The organism is Seonamhaeicola sp. NFXS20, from assembly GCF_049132085.1.
Taxonomy (GTDB): domain Bacteria; phylum Bacteroidota; class Bacteroidia; order Flavobacteriales; family Flavobacteriaceae; genus Seonamhaeicola.
The window spans coordinates 1-20625 of record NZ_JAFMPU010000019.1 but is presented as its reverse complement, the minus strand read 5'-3'; the positions used below and the strand labels follow the sequence as shown (position 1 = coordinate 20625).

11 protein-coding genes and 2 pseudogenes are annotated in these 20625 nt (G+C 30.5%); 1 reads left to right on the top strand and 12 read right to left on the bottom strand.

Annotated features, from left to right (window positions below):
- Positions 1-34: 34 nt before the first annotated feature.
- Positions 35-1000, bottom strand: coding sequence for an IS110 family transposase (locus tag J1D01_RS16995; RefSeq protein WP_421151709.1), 966 nt, complete (start codon positions 998-1000; stop codon positions 35-37).
- A 221-nt stretch (positions 1001-1221) separates the two neighbouring features.
- Here J1D01_RS16995 and J1D01_RS16990 point away from each other — a divergent pair.
- Positions 1222-1668 (top strand): annotated as a pseudogene (locus J1D01_RS16990) (transposase); the annotation flags it as partial.
- 237 nt (positions 1669-1905) lie between these two features.
- Here J1D01_RS16990 and J1D01_RS16985 read toward each other — a convergent pair.
- The 11 genes and pseudogenes from J1D01_RS16985 to J1D01_RS16935 all read right to left on the bottom strand — a co-directional run.
- Positions 1906-4728, bottom strand: a complete 2823-nt coding sequence (locus tag J1D01_RS16985) for a M16 family metallopeptidase (protein ID WP_421151708.1) — start codon at positions 4726-4728, stop codon at positions 1906-1908.
- A gap of 9 nt (positions 4729-4737) precedes the next feature.
- The gene (locus J1D01_RS16980; RefSeq protein ID WP_421151707.1) at positions 4738-7002 is read right to left on the bottom strand and encodes a Gldg family protein; all 2265 of its coding nucleotides are present in this window, start codon (positions 7000-7002) and stop codon (positions 4738-4740) included.
- The gene (locus J1D01_RS16975; RefSeq protein ID WP_421151706.1) at positions 6999-7940 is read right to left on the bottom strand and encodes an ABC transporter ATP-binding protein; all 942 of its coding nucleotides are present in this window, start codon (positions 7938-7940) and stop codon (positions 6999-7001) included. Before J1D01_RS16975 ends, J1D01_RS16980 begins: the two co-directional genes overlap by 4 nt.
- A gap of 27 nt (positions 7941-7967) precedes the next feature.
- Entirely contained in the window at positions 7968-10238 is a 2271-nt protein-coding gene (locus tag J1D01_RS16970) for a Gldg family protein (RefSeq protein WP_421151705.1), read from the bottom strand.
- 107 nt (positions 10239-10345) lie between these two features.
- The gene (locus J1D01_RS16965; RefSeq protein WP_421151704.1) at positions 10346-11878 is read right to left on the bottom strand and encodes a PKD-like family lipoprotein; all 1533 of its coding nucleotides are present in this window, start codon (positions 11876-11878) and stop codon (positions 10346-10348) included.
- 61 nt (positions 11879-11939) lie between these two features.
- Complete coding sequence (locus J1D01_RS16960; protein WP_421151703.1) at positions 11940-12644, bottom strand: DUF4843 domain-containing protein; 705 nt, start codon at positions 12642-12644, stop codon at positions 11940-11942.
- A gap of 18 nt (positions 12645-12662) precedes the next feature.
- A complete protein-coding gene (locus J1D01_RS16955) occupies positions 12663-14144 on the bottom strand; it encodes a RagB/SusD family nutrient uptake outer membrane protein (protein WP_421151702.1) in 1482 nt (493 codons plus the stop codon).
- Positions 14145-14156: 12 nt separating this feature from the next.
- Positions 14157-17417 carry a SusC/RagA family TonB-linked outer membrane protein gene (locus tag J1D01_RS16950; RefSeq protein WP_421151701.1) on the bottom strand — a complete coding sequence of 1087 codons (3261 nt, stop codon included), beginning with the start codon at positions 17415-17417 and terminating at the stop codon, positions 14157-14159.
- 293 nt (positions 17418-17710) lie between these two features.
- Positions 17711-18844, bottom strand: coding sequence for a FecR family protein (locus J1D01_RS16945; protein ID WP_421151700.1), 1134 nt, complete (start codon positions 18842-18844; stop codon positions 17711-17713).
- Positions 18845-18970: 126 nt separating this feature from the next.
- Complete coding sequence (locus J1D01_RS16940; RefSeq protein ID WP_421151699.1) at positions 18971-19528, bottom strand: RNA polymerase sigma-70 factor; 558 nt, start codon at positions 19526-19528, stop codon at positions 18971-18973.
- Between the two features lie 882 nt (positions 19529-20410).
- A pseudogene (locus J1D01_RS16935) lies at positions 20411-20625 on the bottom strand (glucosamine-6-phosphate deaminase); the annotation flags it as partial.

Sequence of the window (20625 nt, the reverse complement as noted above, 5' to 3'; positions counted from 1 at the left end):
GCTAACAAAGAACTGAGTTAAAAAACAAGTAACTTTAAACTAATTTTGAAACATAGTTTTCATCATAAGGCAATCCACTTTTTGCAATAGCAAAGGCCTGTTTTAGCAACTTATTCGCTACCGCTATTAATGCTAGTTTGGCACTCTTTCCTTTAGCTACAATTCTATCAAATAAGGCTTTGCAGGCTCGGTTATATTTATAGGCTGAAAAGGCTGCTAAAAACACAAGATTTCTTAATTTCTTGTTGCCTACTTTACTTATTCTACTACGCCCTCGCACACTGCTTCCTGATTCTCGAATCGTTGGTGTAATGCCTACATAACTACAAAGCTGTGCTGCACTTTCAAACTTTTTAAATCCATCTGTTACTACGATTAAAAACAAAGCTGTTTTTAAGCCTATTCCTGGTATGGTTTGCAATAATGTTAATTGCTCTTGTTGGTCTTGTTTTACCAATTCTAATAAGCGCTTCTCTAATATTAAAATCTCTTTCTTTAAATGGCTTAGGTCTCGTTTTAAGGAGCGATAAACCGTTTTTGATGGCATTCCTAGTGTTTCTTCGCCATGCAGTTTGTTTTTGGTCGCTGTACTCTTTTTTACGTAACTATCTAATAACCTAAAGAGCTGTAAGCATTCTGTCTGTGCATCTGTTAGAGCATTGTACAATGGAACATCATTAAAGATACCATACTCACAAATAGATTTTGCATCACTCTTATCCGTCTTTACTTTTGCTAGTTTCATTTGAATAAAACGTTTTACTGACAAGGGATTTACAACAGATACTAATACCCCTTTCTTATATAAAAACTGAGCTAATCTGTAATGATAATATCCCGTGGCTTCCATTACTACCAAAGCATCTTTTGATAAACTTTTTAGTAGTGTTTTAAAACCCTTTTCATCATTCTTTAATTGAAAATGTCCTGTATCTTGATTGTAAATATCAAACACAGATTTACTAATGTCAATACCATAAATTTTTCTATCTTTAGTCATAACAACTTGAAATTTGGAAAGAACAACGCTACTCATATTTCAACAACTTAAAAACGAGATCTAGGTCTCACAGAACTGAACGAAGTTTAAGTAGTTAAAGAGAGAGGATTATCAATGTTGCCGAAGTCTAATGCTTCACCGTGTATAGTAACCTTTATTCTCTCTTTTGTTCTTTCTGATTATTAATTAAATTTAATAAATCAAAATAAAGGTATTCCAAGCAAATTATGGGCTACAACCTCGATAACCATATGAGAACATCACTTTGCAAAAAAGCACTCAATATGGCCATTAAAAACAGAAAATATTCTCATTTAAAACTTATTCACCACTCTGATAGAGGCTTCCAGTACTGCAACCCTAAATACACGCAGTTTGCAGAAGATAATAATATCACCTTGAGTATGACAGAACAATATGATCCTTACGAAAATGCAGTTGCTGAACGCATTAACAGAACACTAAAACACGAATACGGTTTAAAACAAAATATTAAGAACACAGAATTAGCACAAAAAATGACCGACCAAGCAATTTATATTTATAACAATTTAAGAACGCATTTTAGCCTTAACTTAAGAAAACCAGCTGAAGTACATCGTAATCCGAACATCGAATACAAATCCTATCGAAAAAATAATGTAAATTTACCTGAACTTACGATTTAAAAACAGACCTAGTTCAAACTATTTTTTTGCCTTCTAAACGACTAAAAAAAATCTTTTGAACGTGGATATAGTAACCAAAAAGAGTCAACCTATTTCAGTATAATACACCGTCCTGTTCTAATTAAGGGAAGCTTACATACACACTTGGTGAGATACTATCTTTTGAAACATAGTTTTCATCATAAGGCAAACCATTTTTTCACAATGGTAAAAGCTTGATTCTTAATTTAGTTTCTCTTAATTAACTAATCTATGTGCCTGATTAATTGGTCTAAAAACTATTTGATAAAACTTGGAATCTGTTATTAAGTCTTTAGTAAAGTTTTGTATATCTTCTTTAGTGATTGAATTAACTATAGTTTCAAAATTCTTTGGATTTTCAATATCATAACCATCTCTAAAGAATGTTACCAACCTACTCAAGTCATAGCTATTGTAATCTTTTTGTTGCTTTCTCTGTTTTATGTAGTTAGTAATTGTCTTATTTAAATCACCTTGATTTACATCTCCATTTGCTATCTTTTCAACTTCATTATGTACTATACCTACTAAGGTTTCTACTTTTTCTGGGTTACAATCAAAGCTAATTGAAAGGGAAGCTACTTGTTTTGGCATTTTTGATACACTTGAGCTAGCACTTGCTCCATAGGTTCCTCCCTCTTCCTCTCTCAATGTATCTGTAAATCTAAGTTTTAATATATCTCCTAAAACACTTGAAATTATATCAGATTTAATACTGTAGTTAGTATCTTTTTTATAAGCAATCCTTACAGAGCTTTTAGGGTCTTCCATTTTTAAATAAATGTCTTTTTTTATTTGCTCTTTTAGCCAATTTGTTGAATTGTCTTTCCATTTTTCCTTATCAAGATTACTTGGTATACTAGCTATATATCTTGTAATTAAAGGCTTTACCTTATCTATTTCAATATCTCCCACTATAAAAAATTCAAAATCTGAAACATTATCAAACCTATCTCTATATATGGTTTTGATTTTTTCGAAAGAGATATCTTTAATAAAATTATCATCAAACAACCGGTGTTTAGGATTATTTTCGCCATACAACGTAACAATCATGCTATCTTTAATTTTTTCACCAATAGCCTCACTCCTTTTTATTTGATAATTTTTTACATTCTGCATAATAACATTAAAACCATCTTCATCAAAACGGGGCTTAACAAACCTAAGGTGTGTTAATTGCAACATAGTTTCAACATCTTTAGTTACTGCTGCCCCAGAAAGGGTCTCGTGTAAACTGCCTAATTTTATAGAAGATCGAGCTGTTTTTCCTGATAATATTTTAGTTAAATCTGTAGCGGAATAATTACCTAGCCCTGAATATTGCACAACATTTTCAAGCAAGTTAGCAGAAGGAATATCATCATCTTTCAGTAAAGACATTCCGCCTTCACTTATAGCATATAACTGTACATCATTTTTATTTTTATCAACAAATTTGTAGTGTAGTTTCACCCCATTACTTAGGAAAAAGGTTGTAGCTCCTAAATCTTCGTTCTTTTCTTCTTTTATTATTGTTCCTGGTATTATTTTAGTGTCTTCTAAAAGTCCTTTTTGTATAAAATCATCTTTGTATGCAACTAATGTTTCATCCTGTTCAATCTCATTTATAATACTTAGGGCTTCTTCTTTACTTAAATTATGCTTACCAGCTAAACCTGTTACAATTAAAAACCTATTTTTTTTAGAGTATAATTTTTTTATGGTATCATGAAGTTCTTTAGATGTTAAATTTTCTATTATCAGTTTTACTAAGTTATATTCCTGCTTTAAATCTTTAATAGTGATATTGTTAAGGTAATGATTTTTAATAATAGAAATTAACTGACTATGTGACCTATCTTCTTCTTTCTTTATTTGGTTTTCATAGTAATTTTCAATGAGAGCTATTGTTCTTTGAATTTCTCCATCTGCAAAACCAAATTTAACTGCTCTATTCACCTCTTTTAATATATCTTTAAAAGCTTCATGTTGTTTATCTGGCTTAGGAGACATAGAGATTTTAAAAACATTAGATGTTCTTGTTTGTTGTCCAAAATTTACTGTTGTGCCTAAAAAACTTGCATCTGGTTTAATAGATAATTCTTTAAGTCTTTTAGACAGCATATTAATTACCATTGTATTTAGCAAATTAGTTTTTAAATCTGCTACAGTTTGATCTACTAAAGAATTTGGATGTCTAAATCCTAAAGAAATTGACGAAGTTGTTACCTCTTCATCCATTACTAAAGAGTAGAGCATTTTATCATTATTTGGTATTGTTATATTTAACCTCTTTTTAGGATTGTCAATTGCTGGAATTTTAGAAAAGAGAGCTTTTATCTTTTGCTCCATAACTTCTATATCTATATCTCCAATAACTGCAATAGCTTGTAAATCGGTTCTGTACCAATCGTGATAAAAATCTTTTAGTGCTTTATACTCAAAATTTTCAACAATATCCATTTGTCCAATAGGAAGTCTATAGGCATATTTACTATTGTTAAACATAGTCTTTAAGGATTTTTGAAATACCCTCATTGCCCCGTTTTGTCTAGTTCTCCATTCTTCTTTTATTACACCGCGCTCTGCATCAATCTCTTCTTCTGTTAGTAATAAAAAATTAGACCAATCGTGTAATATTAATAACCCTGTATCGATTAATTCTGGAGTAGTTGGAATATTATTCACATTGTAAACGGTTTCATCAAATGATGTATAAGCATTAATATCTTTGCCGAAAACCAATCCATGTTTCTGCATTGTGTTTAATATTCCTTTCCCTTTAAAATTTTTGGTTCCGTTAAATGCCATATGCTCAAGAAAATGAGCCAGTCCCTGTTGGTTGTCCTCTTCTAATATAGACCCCACATTTTGTATAATGTAATAACTTGCCACTCCTTTTGTAACATCGGTACTTTTTAAATAATAAGTCATGCCATTAGACAAAACCCCAGTTTTAAAACTTTTATCTATTGGTAAGGGACTATTATAATTTAAATTTTGAGCACTTGCATTTAAAAATGTAAGCAATACCAGTATTCTTAATATATTTTTCATTCTTTTAATTTAGTTCTGTTGTCTTCTTATTAATATTGTAGCACCTGTTAGCACTATTAGCAATGGCACTCCTCCTAGCAGTATTACTTTTAACCAAAAAATAGAATTTCTATCCAATAAAATTTTGGTATCTAAAGATTTGGGTCTTACTGTTGAAACTGGATATTTATTATCGCTAAACCATTTAAACAACCTAAGAGCAAATTGCACATTAACATTCCGCGGAGAATTTCTATTCAATTGTGTATTTGTCATAAAATCTGCATCACCTAACACTACAATTTTTTGTTGAATAGAATCTTTTAACTTCCTTTGCATAGCAATGGCTGTAGGAACTTCTAATCGAACATCTTGAATACTATCAAATGTTATTTTCTCTGTTTTTAAATTAAATGACGTTTTTTTATTCCAAGTTTTAAATTTATTGGTAACTAGTATGGGTGTTACGTTAAAACCAATAGAATCTCGATAAGAAATACCCATTGCTTTTGGATTGACTACAATTGCATTATTGTAAAATTTGAATTCTGGTATTTCTTCTTGATTTGTGAATTTACTTTGTATTAAATCAAGTTCATAATTTTCACTTTCTTGTAGTAACACACCATCTAAAAACTTCACTCCCAAATAAGAAAGCACAGGATTTAATAATGCTTGTCTTTCTGGTTCGCCAGAAATAAGTATGTTTCCTCCATTATCAATGTACGATCGTATTTTTTCTAGTTGTTCATTGCTGTATGGCAACTTAGGATCTGCCATAACCAATACATCTAATTCTAAGGGTATAGACTCTAGATTATCTAGTTTAATATTAACAACCTCAAATCCGGAATTAATAAGCGAGCCCCTAACATTTAATCCCTTAGTTATTATTTTGTATGAATCATCTCCATCTTTATACGTATCTCGTTCTCCGTTACTTGCCAAAACCCCAACTAAAGCTGGTTTATCTATAAGTCTTTTTAAATTTGATGAAATATCCTTTTCTTTTGGGTACACAAAAATATCATCAAACATCCTTAATGGAATAGATTGATTTCCATAGTTAATAAACCTAACCAATCTATTACCTTCTGAGGTTAAATCAATTTGTTCTTTAATTTTTTCTGGAGAAAGTACTTTATTAAAATTTACATGATGGACTTTAGCAGCTTTTTTTGCCAACTCTTGTAAGGTTTTTGTAGTATCTATATAAGGTACCGAATCATAATAATAAACATAGTCCATAGTCATGTCAGGTAGAAACCGTCTGTACATTTCAAACCTTTTTAAGTCATCAATTCTGTTTTTAGGTGCCCCATATTGAGCCGATCTATGAATTAAATTCACATAACTAGTTATATGGATTGGGTGCTTTAATTGCTTTATAATGTTCTGTGAAGTCTGGGTTAGTGTTCTGTCTTTAAAGTAAGTAGTATCATAATACTTATTCATATAGGGCAAAGAGGTTATATACCCAATTAAAACAACCATAATAGTCACCCCTGAATAGTGCGCTATCTTTACATAAAGAGCTGTAGTTCTACGTTCATATTTTAATTTCAAAATACTAAACGTTAAGAATAGCCCAATTACCAATAAAAAGTATATGATATCTTTGGAGCTTATCAGTCCATTTACAAAGTAATCTGCTCTTCCTTTCATAGACAACCAATATGTAATATCTCTTAACACATCATAAGATTGCCCTACGTTTCCTATAAAATTAAACAAGGCCAATACCGCCAAAGTGCTTATGGCTGCCACAACCTGATAATTGGTTAAACTTGACATAAATACTCCTATAGATGCATAAGCACACATTAGTAAATACACCCCTAAAATGCCTCCTATAACAAATTTCACATCAAGTGATTCTACAGAAATAATTCCCACTACAATAAAACAACCTAACAAAGTAGCTAACAAAGCATTATATATAAGCATGGAGAGGTATTTCCCAAGAATAATTTCTTTAACAGTTACTGGAGAGGAATACAATAGTTTAATAGAGCCACTACTTGTTTCTTTACTCATTAACCCCATTGTTAATAATGGAATATATAAATACAAATAATTTTGAGCAGTGGCCAATATACCATCTTCTCCAGCAAACAAAATTTTTGTAAGCACCTTTAATGGCCTTTCTAACTGCTGATTGGTTTCATATTTATAAAGAAGCTCTGTAAAGGTTAACCCTGTTTGAATAAAAAAAATGATAAGCACAAACCAAGCAATTGGAGAATAGAACATTAAACTTAGTTCTAGCTTTGCTATTTTTATTATTTTTTTCATGAATTAGTATATTTATTTTTCTTGGACAATTGAGCAAAAATAGCATCGAGTGAACTTTTCTCTAATTTAATTTCAGACAGATCCCACCCCTTCTCTAAACTAAGTTTAATAATTGATTTTGTAATTTCTGGGCTTGTTGAAAAAGTTAACCGTATATCATTTCTGGTAATAGCATCAGCATTTGTTATCCCTCCTATTTCTAACAACTCCTCTTTATCTGGAGGGTTATCCATAGTAACTCTAACAGTATTTGGTTTTATATAATTGTTAAAAGCATCCATTGTATCCTGAAAGACAGTTTCTCCATGCTCTATCATTACAATAGTATCACAAGTAGCTTGTACTTCAGATAAAATATGTGTTGATAAGATTACTGCTCTATCTTCTGCTATATTTTTAATAAGCTTCCTAACTTCTAAAATTTGATTAGGATCTAAACCATTTGTTGGTTCATCTAACACAACTAGTTTTGGGTTATGAATAATAGCCTGAGCTATACCAACCCTTTGTTGATATCCACCTGAAAGGTTTTTTAAAACACGTTTACTAAAATGTGCAATCCCACATTTTTCTTTTGCAAAATCAACAGATTCTTTTATACTTTTCGAAGGGATTGATCGTAGATGGGCACAGTGTATTAAGTACTCATCTACCGTTAACTCTAAGTGTAATGGAGCTTTTTGAGGTAAAAACCCAATAAGTTTTTTGGCTTCTACAGGGTTTTCCCTAATATCAATTCCGTCAATTAGAGCTTTTCCTTCGGTTTGATTTATTACTCCACAAAGGATATTCATAGTTGTTGATTTTCCCGCTCCATTAGAGCCTAGCAACCCTAAAACACCTCTGTTTTTTATTTCGAAATTTATATTTCTAATAGCCCAATCCTTACTATATCTATGTGATAAGTTTTGAATTTTAGCAATACTTTCTCCCATCATTTTATGTTATTTAATGAATTATATTATTTAGTTTCTTCTTCTTTTAATTAATGTATACCCTCCTAAAACCGCAAGTAAAAAAGGCAAGAAACCTGTAAATACAATTTTAATCCATACGATTTGTTTTTGAGATACTAAGATTTTATTGTCAATTGGTTCGGGTCTCGAAGTGTCAATAGGATATTCATTGGCACTAAACCATTTAAACACCTCGGTAACAAATTGCATATTCTCCTGTTTTTTTAAATTAGAACGTTTAACTTCTTTATTACTCATAAAATCAGCATCTCCAAAGACCATTATCTTTTGATTTACTCCATTTATTTGTCTTGAAAGTGCAAGGGCAACCACAGCAGACTCTTTTGTATCTGTTTTATGGTTAAAAGCGACTGAATCTGTTTCTATATTTGGATTACCTGAATAATTCCAGACTAGGTCTTTATCAGTTTTTAGTATGGGTTCAATTTTAAAACCTAATGTATCTTTAAACTCAATAGCCATAGCACTTGGCATGCTTATAACACTTTCTTTGTCTATTTTTAAATCTGAAATAAGTGTATTTGAAGTAAGTTTAGCCTGAATTAAATCTAAATTGTAATTAACACTTTCTTGTAATAATATTCCTTTTTTATACTTAATACCTAAATTTGTTAAAATAGGGTTTAAAAGTTCTTCTTTATTAGGTTCTCCTGCTATAAGCACATTTCCACCTTTATTTATGTAGGTTTTTATTTTTTCTAATTGGTTACCATTATAAGGTTTAAACGGATCTGATATAACTAAAAGTGAATTATTAATAGGAAACTCGTCTATATCTTTTATTAAAATACTAGATACATCAAAGCCTTGATTTATTAAAGAAGATCTTAAGTTAAGTTCATTAAGAACACTTTTATAATCTTTATCTCCTTTCTTATCAATACTTCTCTCATCATTACCTTTTAAAACACCTATTTTGCATGCTTCGTATAAAATATTTTTTATGGCTGCTGAAATTTCAGACTCTTTTGGATACCCTACTTGATCAAAAAACATACGTAAAACAGCCTGTTTACCATCATACTCTACTACCCGTACAAATCCATTTAACTCTTTGGATAAATCGATAGTCTTTTCAATTTCATTAGGAGCAAGCACCTCATTAAAATCATAACCGTGGGCAGTTGCGTAACGTCTTGCACGTTCTATTAGCGGTTTTCCGGTATTATCTCTATCATCTAAAGTATAATTATAATAGGGCACATAATCAATTTCAAGATTAGGTAGAAACCTAGTGTACTCATCAAATTGTTTTAAATCAAATATTCTAAACTTTGGAGCACCTAAATGCCCAAAAAAATTAACAACATTAGAATAAACTGTTATTTTAACAGGTTTATCTAATTGTTTTAATAAAGACTGTGTACTTTTAGTTAAAGTATTGGTTTTAAACCTTGTTGTATCATAATACCCATTCAGTGTTGGTAAAGAGCTTAAATAACCAATAAATAAAACACCAATAACAACAGCAGTGTATTTTAATAATTTATTAGTAATACTATAAGTACTTCTCCCTGAATTTAAGCGCATAACACTTAAGGTTAAGAATAAAACTATTATTAATATAAAATAAATAACATCTTTACTACTTATTAAACCTGCTATAAAATTGTCTACTCTATTAGAAATAGTCATCCAATAGGTAATATCTCTAACAAATTCAACACTTTGTCCTACAGAGCTCATAAAATTAAGAGCAGCAAAAATAGCCAAAGTACTTATTGCAGCTACAACTTGATAGGTTGTTAAGCTAGACATAAATAACCCTATTGCTGCATAAGCACATGCTAATAAATACAATCCTAAAACAGCACCAATTAAGTATTTTAAATCTATTGCTTCTATTGAGATATATCCTACCAACACTACTCCTAAAAGAACCAATACTAATAAGAAACAATAAGTCGCTGCTGCCAAAAATTTTCCTAATATAATTTGTTTATTAGTTATAGGAGAAGATGCTAATAACTTTATGGAACCACTACTTAATTCCCTGCTCATAAGTCCCATTGTTAGCAGTGGAATATATAAGTATAATTTGTTTTTTACAGAATTAAAGAAAGCATTATATCCCCCATAAATATTTTGTGTTAAGGATTTTAATTGATTACCTAATTCTTGTTTAGCTTCATGAGTTTCTAAAATATCTGTTATGGTGATACCACATTGAATTATAAAAATAATTAATATTAACCACGCTATAGGTGAATAAAAAAGTATACTCAACTCTACTCGAGCAATTCTTAAAATTTTTTTCATTAGACAATATTATGCTAATGTCTTATTTAGACAGTAGGTTATTGATTACTTAAAAGAACTTACCTAGTAAGCCATATGGTTACTAGGTAAATCAATATATAATGTTTTTATAGTTGTGTTCCTAAAGCTGTAATTTTTCCAAAACCAGAGAAAGTTGAAATATTTGGAGTATCTATATTACCTATACCTGTATTAATCAAAGGTAATAGATAAACTTTTCCCTCTGAACCATTATAGGTGGCCATCATTAAAGCTTTATTGTTTAATGGCAAATAACTTTCAGAACTTCTAAACGGATAATCTGCTTGCTGATAAACTTGTAAGATTGTAATTTCTTCTCCTGCAGAAACACTGTAGCGTTCTTGAATTACAGCCGTAGCTCCAGAGAATAAAACAGCATAAATTTTAGTGCTTGTAGCATAATATAATATCTTTTGATCGTCAAGAAAAACAAAAGATTGCGCTTGTTCAATATCAGGGGCACTTGTTAAATCATAAAAAGCTATTGGAGATGGTGGTATTGTATTTGGGTAATCACTTTCACCTCCATCAAACAAATAAATCCCAACTTCTCCTGTGTCTTCATTTTTAAGTAAATGCCTAAAATCTCCATTAGTTGCAGCATTAGCAGCAAGATTTACCATACCTGTTAGAGCTCCAGGATTAAAAGCTGCTGTAGTATTTTCTGGTATTTCATATCTATTACTGTCTCCAAACTGCGTTACTGATGGTTGATAAACAAATTTATCAATCTCATCGTTATAATAGTTAATGGTAACCGGTGGGTTTGAAACAGGGTTTGCAGCTATTATAGATGACACACTATATTCTGAATTAAACGGTGTACCAAACTTTTGAGAAGCACCAAAATAAGTAGAAGTTAATCTTCCGTCATTTATAAACAGACTCCCTTGATAAACTTGCCCTAATGCTTCTGGTTTGTATGATGCTTCTGCTACATAAAATAATTCATCATTAATACCTGCTAGGGTATAATCTTGTGGTTCTATTTTATATATCATATCATCTGTAATTCCTAATACTGCATTCTGCCCGTAAATTTGATAATATTTTAACTGTTTCGTTAAACCAGGTATTGTAGCTCCATTTATTTTAGAATACACTTGGTACTTTACACTTACCCCTGTGTAATCTGTTGTAACTTCTTCACTCATAATATGGCTTATATCAGTTGTAATTCCATCATAAGTTTCGGCCACTACAATACCTTCTCCTATATTATTAAGAACTGTTACAGGCCAACTCATTATGTATTTTAAATCTGACTCTAAATCGGTAACTGTAAATACTAATTGATGAGCATATCCAGGATTGGTTGGTTTAAAGGCAATTTGCTCATTCAAATTAAGTTCTTTACTTAAAACTTGATACATGGTATCATTTGGTTCAAGATTTATTTTCCATTCGTAATCTAATTGGCTCTCTGCTAAACCTTCGTTATTTAATTTAGGTTCTACTACTAGATTATCAAATTGGTATACTGAAAAACTACTAACGCCAGTAGTATCTATTTCTATACCTGGAATGTAATTTGTATCAAAGCTGCTCGTATCATGAGAGCAAGACTGAACCGCTATTATTAAAAATAACGCTACAGATAAATTTATTATTTTTTTCATATGATTTACTTTTTTTTGTTAGAACATCAAGAATTATATTGATTTCTAAATAAGTATAATGTTAATAAATAGGGATAATTTCTTCACCAGCATGATCTCCGTCATCATGTAATAATGGGGTACCATTATCTATTTCATATTGACGAACATAATCTCCAAAAGCTTTACCCATAGCTTGTGCTCCTGTAGGACCTAAAGCTCTATAATCATTAAGTGTAAACGATACCATACCTGTACTTGCAATAAAAGCTCTGTATGCCGCCGTACTAGAATATCTGGTGAAAAAATACCTAAAATAAGTCCAAGCAGGAATTACTATTTTATTGGTCCATATAAGCTTAACGCTATTGGTATCGTAATTACCTTCAATAAAATCACTAGATGGTTCAATTCCTATATGAATTGCTACTGAAGATGTTTCTAATATTGGGTCTTTTTTTAGTTTTACTGATAAAGATCCCGTAAAAGAACCTGCAGGCACAGTACCTTCTAACAGTTCGTAAAGCTCTGTAGGTGCTGTTGTTAATTCATCGTCAATTATTTTTGCAGTAAATGTTCTATCATAACTTACAGTATCTCCAATTATAGCCACAGGAACCTCCAAAATATATTCATCGGCAGGTTCGGTTATAAATGAATATTGAATAGAATCATTAACAAAGTTTATTGCAGATTCGGCCTGAAATTCATTTATTTCATCTTTATCACACGAAACAATAAGCAGTCCAAAAATTGCTAAAATGTATAAATTATATAATGCTTTCATGATTTTTTGTTTTTTTAATTATTGTGAATTTCCAAATTGTAATTCAATATCTGGATAAGGCAAGACATACACCTCATCATCTAATAAAATAGAATCTGATAACCCAAAAATTTCGGTTGCTCCTGTTCTCTTATAATAAAAGAATAGTTGCCCTTCACTTAAAAATTCTTTTTTATATTCTTTAGTTATTTCAAGCAACACATCTTCCTTCGAAGCATTAGTAGGAATATCTTCTACAATACCCCTACTGCTTCTAACTAAATTCAAATAATCTATTGCTATGTTTAATTGGTTAACATCTGTTCTTTTTGCATAGGCTTCTGATGCTATATAGTACATTTCAGAAAGTTTTATTAAAGGCATTTGGTTATTAGTGTTATTAGACGCAGTATTTTGGTCTAATTTTGTAATTGCCACACCTCTAGATTGTGTTTCCATAAATGTATTAAAACGAACATCTGCTAAACCTATATTAACATTACTGGTTTCAAAAGTATCTTCAGTAAAGTTGGTTGTATAAAACAATGCATTGTAATTTGTACCATCACCTTCGGCACTAAATAAATTTCCAATAATATCTTCAAAACCATCAATATCTAATGAAAACAATACTTCTTGATAAAATATCTTATCTGAACTCACTGGATAATTTTCTGAATCTATTAAATATGCAAAGGAATTGTTTATTACATCTTCTGCTGCAGTAGCTGCTTCAACGTATTTTCCTTGCCATTGGAATACTCTTGCCTGTAATGCCTTAAGAGCATAATAATTCATACGTTGTTCTCTACTATCATAAAACCCTTCTCTATTTACCTCATCATAATAGCCACTTGGTTTATCTAAGGCATATATTGGATCTTCTTCTAACAGTTTTAACCCTTCTTCAATATCATTTTCCAGAAGTTCAAAGGTGTTTTCATAACTTAGTTGAGCTGTTAAATCTTTACCATAGGTATTAACATAAGGTATGGTGTTATTTTGCAGAAGCTCTTGTCTTTCTTCAAGATTTCCATGCCCAAACAATCTAATTAAATCAAAATGAACAAAACTTCTTAAGCCTAATAACTCTCCTTTTATTAAACTATAATCAATATCTGTCAATACATTTTCCTTAGTATCAATCATTTCTAATGCTAAGTTAATATTAGCAATTACATTATACGCTTTAGCCCATAATGCTTCTATTTGAGCTACAGATTTCTCACTGATATAATTAAATTGTTGAACTGCAGCATAATCTGCACTAAAAGAAAAAGTTGAGTATTGTTGACTCAAAATATCAACTAGGTTCCAATTCATATCTTTAGAGTACAGTTCTTCTGAAGTCATTCCTAAATACACGCCCATCAGAGCATCCTTAAAACCATCAGTTGATGTAAATTGTTCCTCTGCACTTAACTGCATGTTAGATTGTTCGTCTAACCAACTGTCACTACAGGAACATGTTAAACCTATAAAAGTTAAACTTATGATTACTATTTTTATATATTTATTCATAATCGTCATATTTTAAAAATTAGCAGTAAGAGAAAAAGATGCTGTTCTTGCAAAAGGATAAGATGTACCTCGTTCTATTTCTATTGATGAGAATTGAGCTACATTGTTCATATTAAAATTTAAACGTAAACGCTCTAAGCCTAAAGAGTTAACAATTTCCTTTTTGAAATCATAATAAACGTTTATAGAAGCTATATCTAATTCTCTTCTCTTTTGAACAAATCTAGAAGTAGGTTTAGTTAGCGGCACATTGTAATTGTATGCTCCTGTTTCATAATTATAATATCTAAGTCCTTTAAATAGCGTTTCTTGACCTTGATATTGCCACCTTCCTGTTAAAACGCGACTATCAACATTATAGTTCATATCTACATTTTCAACTTTATCTACTAATGTTTGATTGTATAATTCTGCACCCCCTAAATATCTTGCTGTTACGGTTAAGCCAAAACCTTCGTACTCACCTGAAATTCCGAACACTCCTCTATATTTTGGATTGCTATCACCTACAACAACCATATCATTAGCATCCCATTCATAGGTAGTACTACCATCTTGTTTTTCATAAATTTCTAGACCGGTAGCTGGATCTATCCCCTTAGAAGGAACAGCCCATATAGCATTCATAGACATACCATCTCTATATTTTATTACTGGAGAATTATTATCATCACTAGCTGCAATTTCATCTTGAGATTCATTGAAAGCCTCCATGGCATCAGATAGCTTAATTATTTTATTTGTATTGGTAGTTATGCCAAAATTGGCATTGATAAAGTTTTTTCCTTTAGACCAAATTAAATAAGAAAGATTAGCTTCTATACCTGAGTTTTTAACCTCTCCTAAATTTTCTTTTACACTATTAAAACCTGTTGAATATGGTATCGTTATATCTGTAATTAAATTTTCGGTATAACTTTCGTAATAATCGAACCTAAGATTTAAATTTTTAACCTTAACATCTAACCCTATGTTATAATCAAATTTTGATTCCCACTGTAATGTAGGGTTACCCATATTTAAAATATATGACCCAGGATTGTCTTGGTAAAATTTATCTTGAAAATAAGCGTAAGTTACTATAGATTGGTTTACGTTAAAGTTTTGGTTACCTGTAGACCCCAACGAACCTCTAATTTTTAATTGGTCTACAAATGTATTTCTAAGAAAAGACTCATTATGCAAGTTCCAACCTAAACCTAAACTCCAAAAAGTAGCCCATCTTTTGTCTTCTCCAAATTGTGATGAAGCACTTGTTCTTAAAGTTAAATCACTGAGAAACCTATTATCATAAACATATGATCCTAAAGCTAATAAACCAAACTCTCTAGAAACGCCACTTATCCCTGTTGGTCTAGAATCTAAAGCGTAAGCTCTTGCAAAAGTAATATCATTTAACCTACTGCTAGGAAAGCCTTCTGCTAAATGTGATAGCTCTTGATATTTTCTCTCACTTAAATTAAAACCTCCATTTCCAAAAATAAAGTGTTTGTTAATTTGCTTTGAGTATTGCAAATTAAAGTCTCCCGAAACGTAAGAGCTTTTACCACTATTCACCCTATATGATCCTTTGCGCGTATCATCTGTGTAGTCATCAAACATGGTATGTTGTCCTGGGTAAAACTCATCTGCATCACTTCTTTTTAAATCAATACCTATTCTGGTAATTGCTTTTAAAGTTGGCAATATATCCCACTCTAGATAAAAGTTATTTATAAAATTAAAATATGTTGATTCGTTACGTGAATCTAGTGTAGAATTGTATAATGGATTTGTAAAACTAACACCATCACTAAAAACCTCTGAATAGTACGGTATGGTACCGTCTATATTTTTAGCTCTCCAATAGGGGTTCATTACAGCATAATCACTAAAATCTCCATAAGGTGATTCTTGGGTACTATTACCTAATATAAACATACTGTTTTTGAACTTTAAATTCTTTACATTATACATAGTGGTAAGCTCTCCTCCTACATTTTCTCTAAAGGATTCTTTCATAACCCCTTCCTTTTTTTGGTAATTAATGTTTGCCATTACCCTTAGGTTATCACCTCCTAGCTCTACACTTAAAGAATGTCTTTGCCCTATACCATTTTGCAATGGAATAGCTAACCAATCGGTATTTAATCCTTCTTTTGCCAATTTAAGTCTAGAATTATACAACTGTTGTAGTTCTATATATGTATCTGCATCATTTGACAAATAATAACCATCTAGCCTTTCAGCTTCTATTTTTTGTAATGAATTGGTTAGATTATAACTTGTTAAATCTGGTAACTCTAAATCTAGATTAGTAGTATAAGATACTCTTACCTCATCTCCTGTAGGCGTTTCTGTTTCAATTACAACAACCCCATTAGCCGCCTTAGACCCGTATAAAGCTTTTGATGCTGCATCTTTTAAAACTGTTAACCGCTTTATTCTATTAAAATCAAGATCAAAAACACGCTCTACCGAAACCTCAAAACCATTTAATATAAATAGCGGTTGGTTTGGACTCTTTAAGTAGTTACCTTTAAAATTATCTGTTTCGGTTGTTTCCGGAAATGTGGAAGTTCCTCTTATTTGAATATCTGGAAGTGCGTTAGGATCTGATCCTAATTCAAAATTATCCAAAAGTGCTATTGATGGATCAATGTTTTGAATAGCCTGAAAAATATTCTGACTCCCCACTTTTCTTAATTCATCTCCCTGCATAGTAACAGCAGACCCCGTAAAGCTTTCTTGTTTTCTCTCAAAAACACCATTTATTACAACCTCATTAAGCTCATTTAACGCCTCTTTTAAAGTTAAGTTTATAGATGTTTGGTTCCCAACTTTAATTTCTTGTTTAATATACCCTATACTAGAAAACACCAATATACTTTCTATGTTTGGCACTAATATGCTATACTTACCATCTAAATCTGTTGCTGTTCCTATAGAATTTTCTTTCACATAAACATTAACACCCGGTATAGGCATACCATCTTCATCTACAATTAAACCTGTAATTAGTCTAGATTGTTGATCTGCAGGTGATTTTTCTTTAATTAAAATGGTGTTATTAGGTGTGATTGAAATATTTACATTTGCTCCTAATAAACTTTCTTCAAGTAGTTTATTTAACCTAATACTTCCTTTTTTCAGATGAATTTTTGGAAAGTCTTTAAATAAATCATCTTGATAAATAAACATGTAGTCTGTAGTTTGCTCCTTAATGATTTTAAAAACTTCATCTATAGTTACTTCTTTATCTTCTTCAATTTTAATTATTGAGTTCTGAGACAAAGAATAATACGGAGAGAGACTAAATACGGTTGTGCAAAATAAAAATATACATATTCGCATAGTAAAAGTTAAAACTCCTTTTTTTGATATAAAAAGGACATTTGTCAATTTAATTTTCATAAATTTACTGTTGTTAGTTAGTTAAAAAATTTAATTAATTAATACCTCATAAAGGAGGATATAGTTATCTACTTTCCTAGGGTTTAAACTATACCCCTCCTTTTTTTATTAATTTTTTTTGACGACGGCTTTTAGTATTTCTTTAAGTCATAAGTTTTTCATTTTTAGTTAAACTATTTTAGAGATACGTGCTTGTTGTTTATTTCAAAAGATTGAATTGCATTTACATTTTTCATAGTTGTTAAAATCTCAACAATACTATAATGCTTGTTAAGCAATCCTGTAAATTTTTTATTTTCTAGTTCTTTGCGCTCAAAACTCACATCTATATCATACCATCGTGATAGCACTTTCATGATTTCTTTCATTTCTACACTATCAAAGTTAAAAACACCTTCTCTCCATGCTATTTCTTTATGAGTATCTGTATTAGCTACTGTTAATGTATTTTCTGTTAAACTTAAATTGGATTTCTGTTTAGGTTTTAGGTATCTAACTTTAGAACCAACACTTACTGAAACTCTTCCTTCAACTAAAGTGGTGTATATATTGCTCTCATTTTTGTAAGCTTTTATATTAAACTCTGTTCCTAAAACCTCAATATCTTGTTCTTTATGATGCACCTTAAATTTTGCTCCTTTATGTTGTGAACTTGGTGTTACATCAAAAAAGGCTTCTCCATATACCAACTCAACTTCCCTTTCTTTTCCTTGAATGAATTTTACAGGGTACTTTAATTGAGTTTCAGAATTAAGCCACACTTTTGTTCCATCAGACAACACAACCGTAAATTGCCCACCTCTGGGTACCGTTAAATAGTTATAAGCTATTTCTACAGATTTAGGTTCTTTTAATGACTTATAAATAAGTTCCTCACCATTACTCTTTAAATTATTTGATATGTACTGAGTCCCTTTTTCTAAATTTATCTCAGAACCATCTTCTAATGTTAATTTTGCTTTATCTGTTCCGGCTTTTATATTATTGGTAACAATAATAGAATTGTTCTTGACATCATTTACAGAATTTTGCTTCAACAAAAATGTTATTGATACAAGTAGAACTATAGAGGCAGCAATAGCGTACTTCCAATAATTAATTTTCTTTGAAGTTGGGGATATTTGCTTATTTATAGATTCCCATCCTTTCTTAACATCTACTAATAATTCATCATTTTCAATATTATCTTTTACTTTATCAAAGTATTCCCTATGTAAATCTGATTCATTGTACCACTCATTAAAAACAGCCGCTTCTTCTTCGGTAAGCCTATTGTTAAGTTTTTTTAATATTAGTTTAAACTCCATTTAGTTGTCTTATTTACATCTCTTTTACATATAGACAACAATAAAATAATAATGGGTGACAAAAAATTTATTTTTCTTCTAAAGAATTTAAAAAAAAGATGAATAAAAAACAGAAAAGTGAGTCTTTTACGAACTTAAATGTATCAGAACAGCAATTATTGTTACAGATTTAATAATTTTCAATTTAGCTCTTTTCAATTGGGTCTTAACAGTATTTACAGAAATATTAAGTTCTTTAGCTATTTCTAAATACTTGTAATTGTATATAAACCTTAGTTTTACTATTTCCCTCATTTTCTCTGGCAGGGAATCTACTATTTTTAATATTTGATGGTATACAATTTTTTTTTCGTCTTCTGAAATAGAGCTTAAATCCTGTTCTGTTGTCAATTTTAAATTAAACTCTAAAAATTCATAGTTATCAGTAATTTTTATAGATTTTAAATAATTTAAACACCTATTACGTATCATCGTATACAAATAGCCTTTTAAGGAAGTTTCTATTTTTAAATTACTGGCATTTTCCCATAAATATATAAACACTTCTTGAACAATATCTTCACTAGAATCTTTATCAAAAAGATACTTATTAGCAAACAAAACAAAATCTTCGTAATAATTTTCAAAAAATTTTTTGAATTTTTTTTCGTCCTTTCTAATTATTTCATTGAGAGTAAGATTCATTAAGACTGCGAGGTTGCATCATCACAAATCTATAAAAAAGAAGTTATATAAAATAACTCTAGACGGAGTTAAACAATTTTAAGATGAAACATCTACTAAAAAAAGAAAAAACTGATTGAAACAAAACTAATTTACTTACTAAAATAACAAAAATTATTTCTCTCTTTGTTGCAAGTCCACTTGGTATAACAGAAGAAGAATACACTCTTATTTAGGGTATAAATCTATAGAAGAGTTTAAAATTGAAATCTTTAATCAAAAAGTAGCTGCATGACTCTTATCTAATTGTCCACTTTTTTATTGCAAGTCTAGAATTTCCATTTGATTCGTTTCAGAGATAACCTATAGATAAAAGATTATAATTTAAAGGAATAATTCTAAAAGCTTTTTTATGGACGTTATCGAAATGACTTCAGCATATTAATATACTTCGGTAGCATTCCTTTCCAAAATATTTATTTTGTGTTTTTTTAGGGATACACATCGTCTCGAAGACCCAAACTAACCAAAATGACATCAAAACCACAAAGTTATTGTTTAAAAAATAATGCGCTCTTGCCTTTCTAATACCTCTTTTAAATAAATTGAATTACTGTGTTTTTCTTATGCACTTCGTTATAAAGTGTCGATTAGTTCCAAATTTGCTCATGTAGATACGCATTGCAACACCTATTACTTATTACTTAGATTTAAAATAATATTGTCATAATCATAATTCTAGATATAACCATGTAAAAACGATTGCTGAAGCAATTGAAGATATAAAATCATTGTTAACACAATTTTTCTTTCAACATTTTAAATGTGAATAAATTAATCCTGCCATAAATATAAATTTAGGCAGGATTAAAAATTAGCTATTAATCAAAATTCTATAGGGTTTTAATAATGCCATCTTACAAAAGCCTCCATAGCAGCGTAATGCGCTAAACCTAATTGGTGGTATATATCGGCTGTTTCGCTATTGCGATCTTCTGCGCGTTGCCAGAACTCTCTACTATCGGATCCTTGAAAGACCACACCATCCTTTTGCGATTGGTGCTTGAATATGGCATGACGTTTTTCCAGTACTTGGTCTGGACCCATTGGTACTGCCA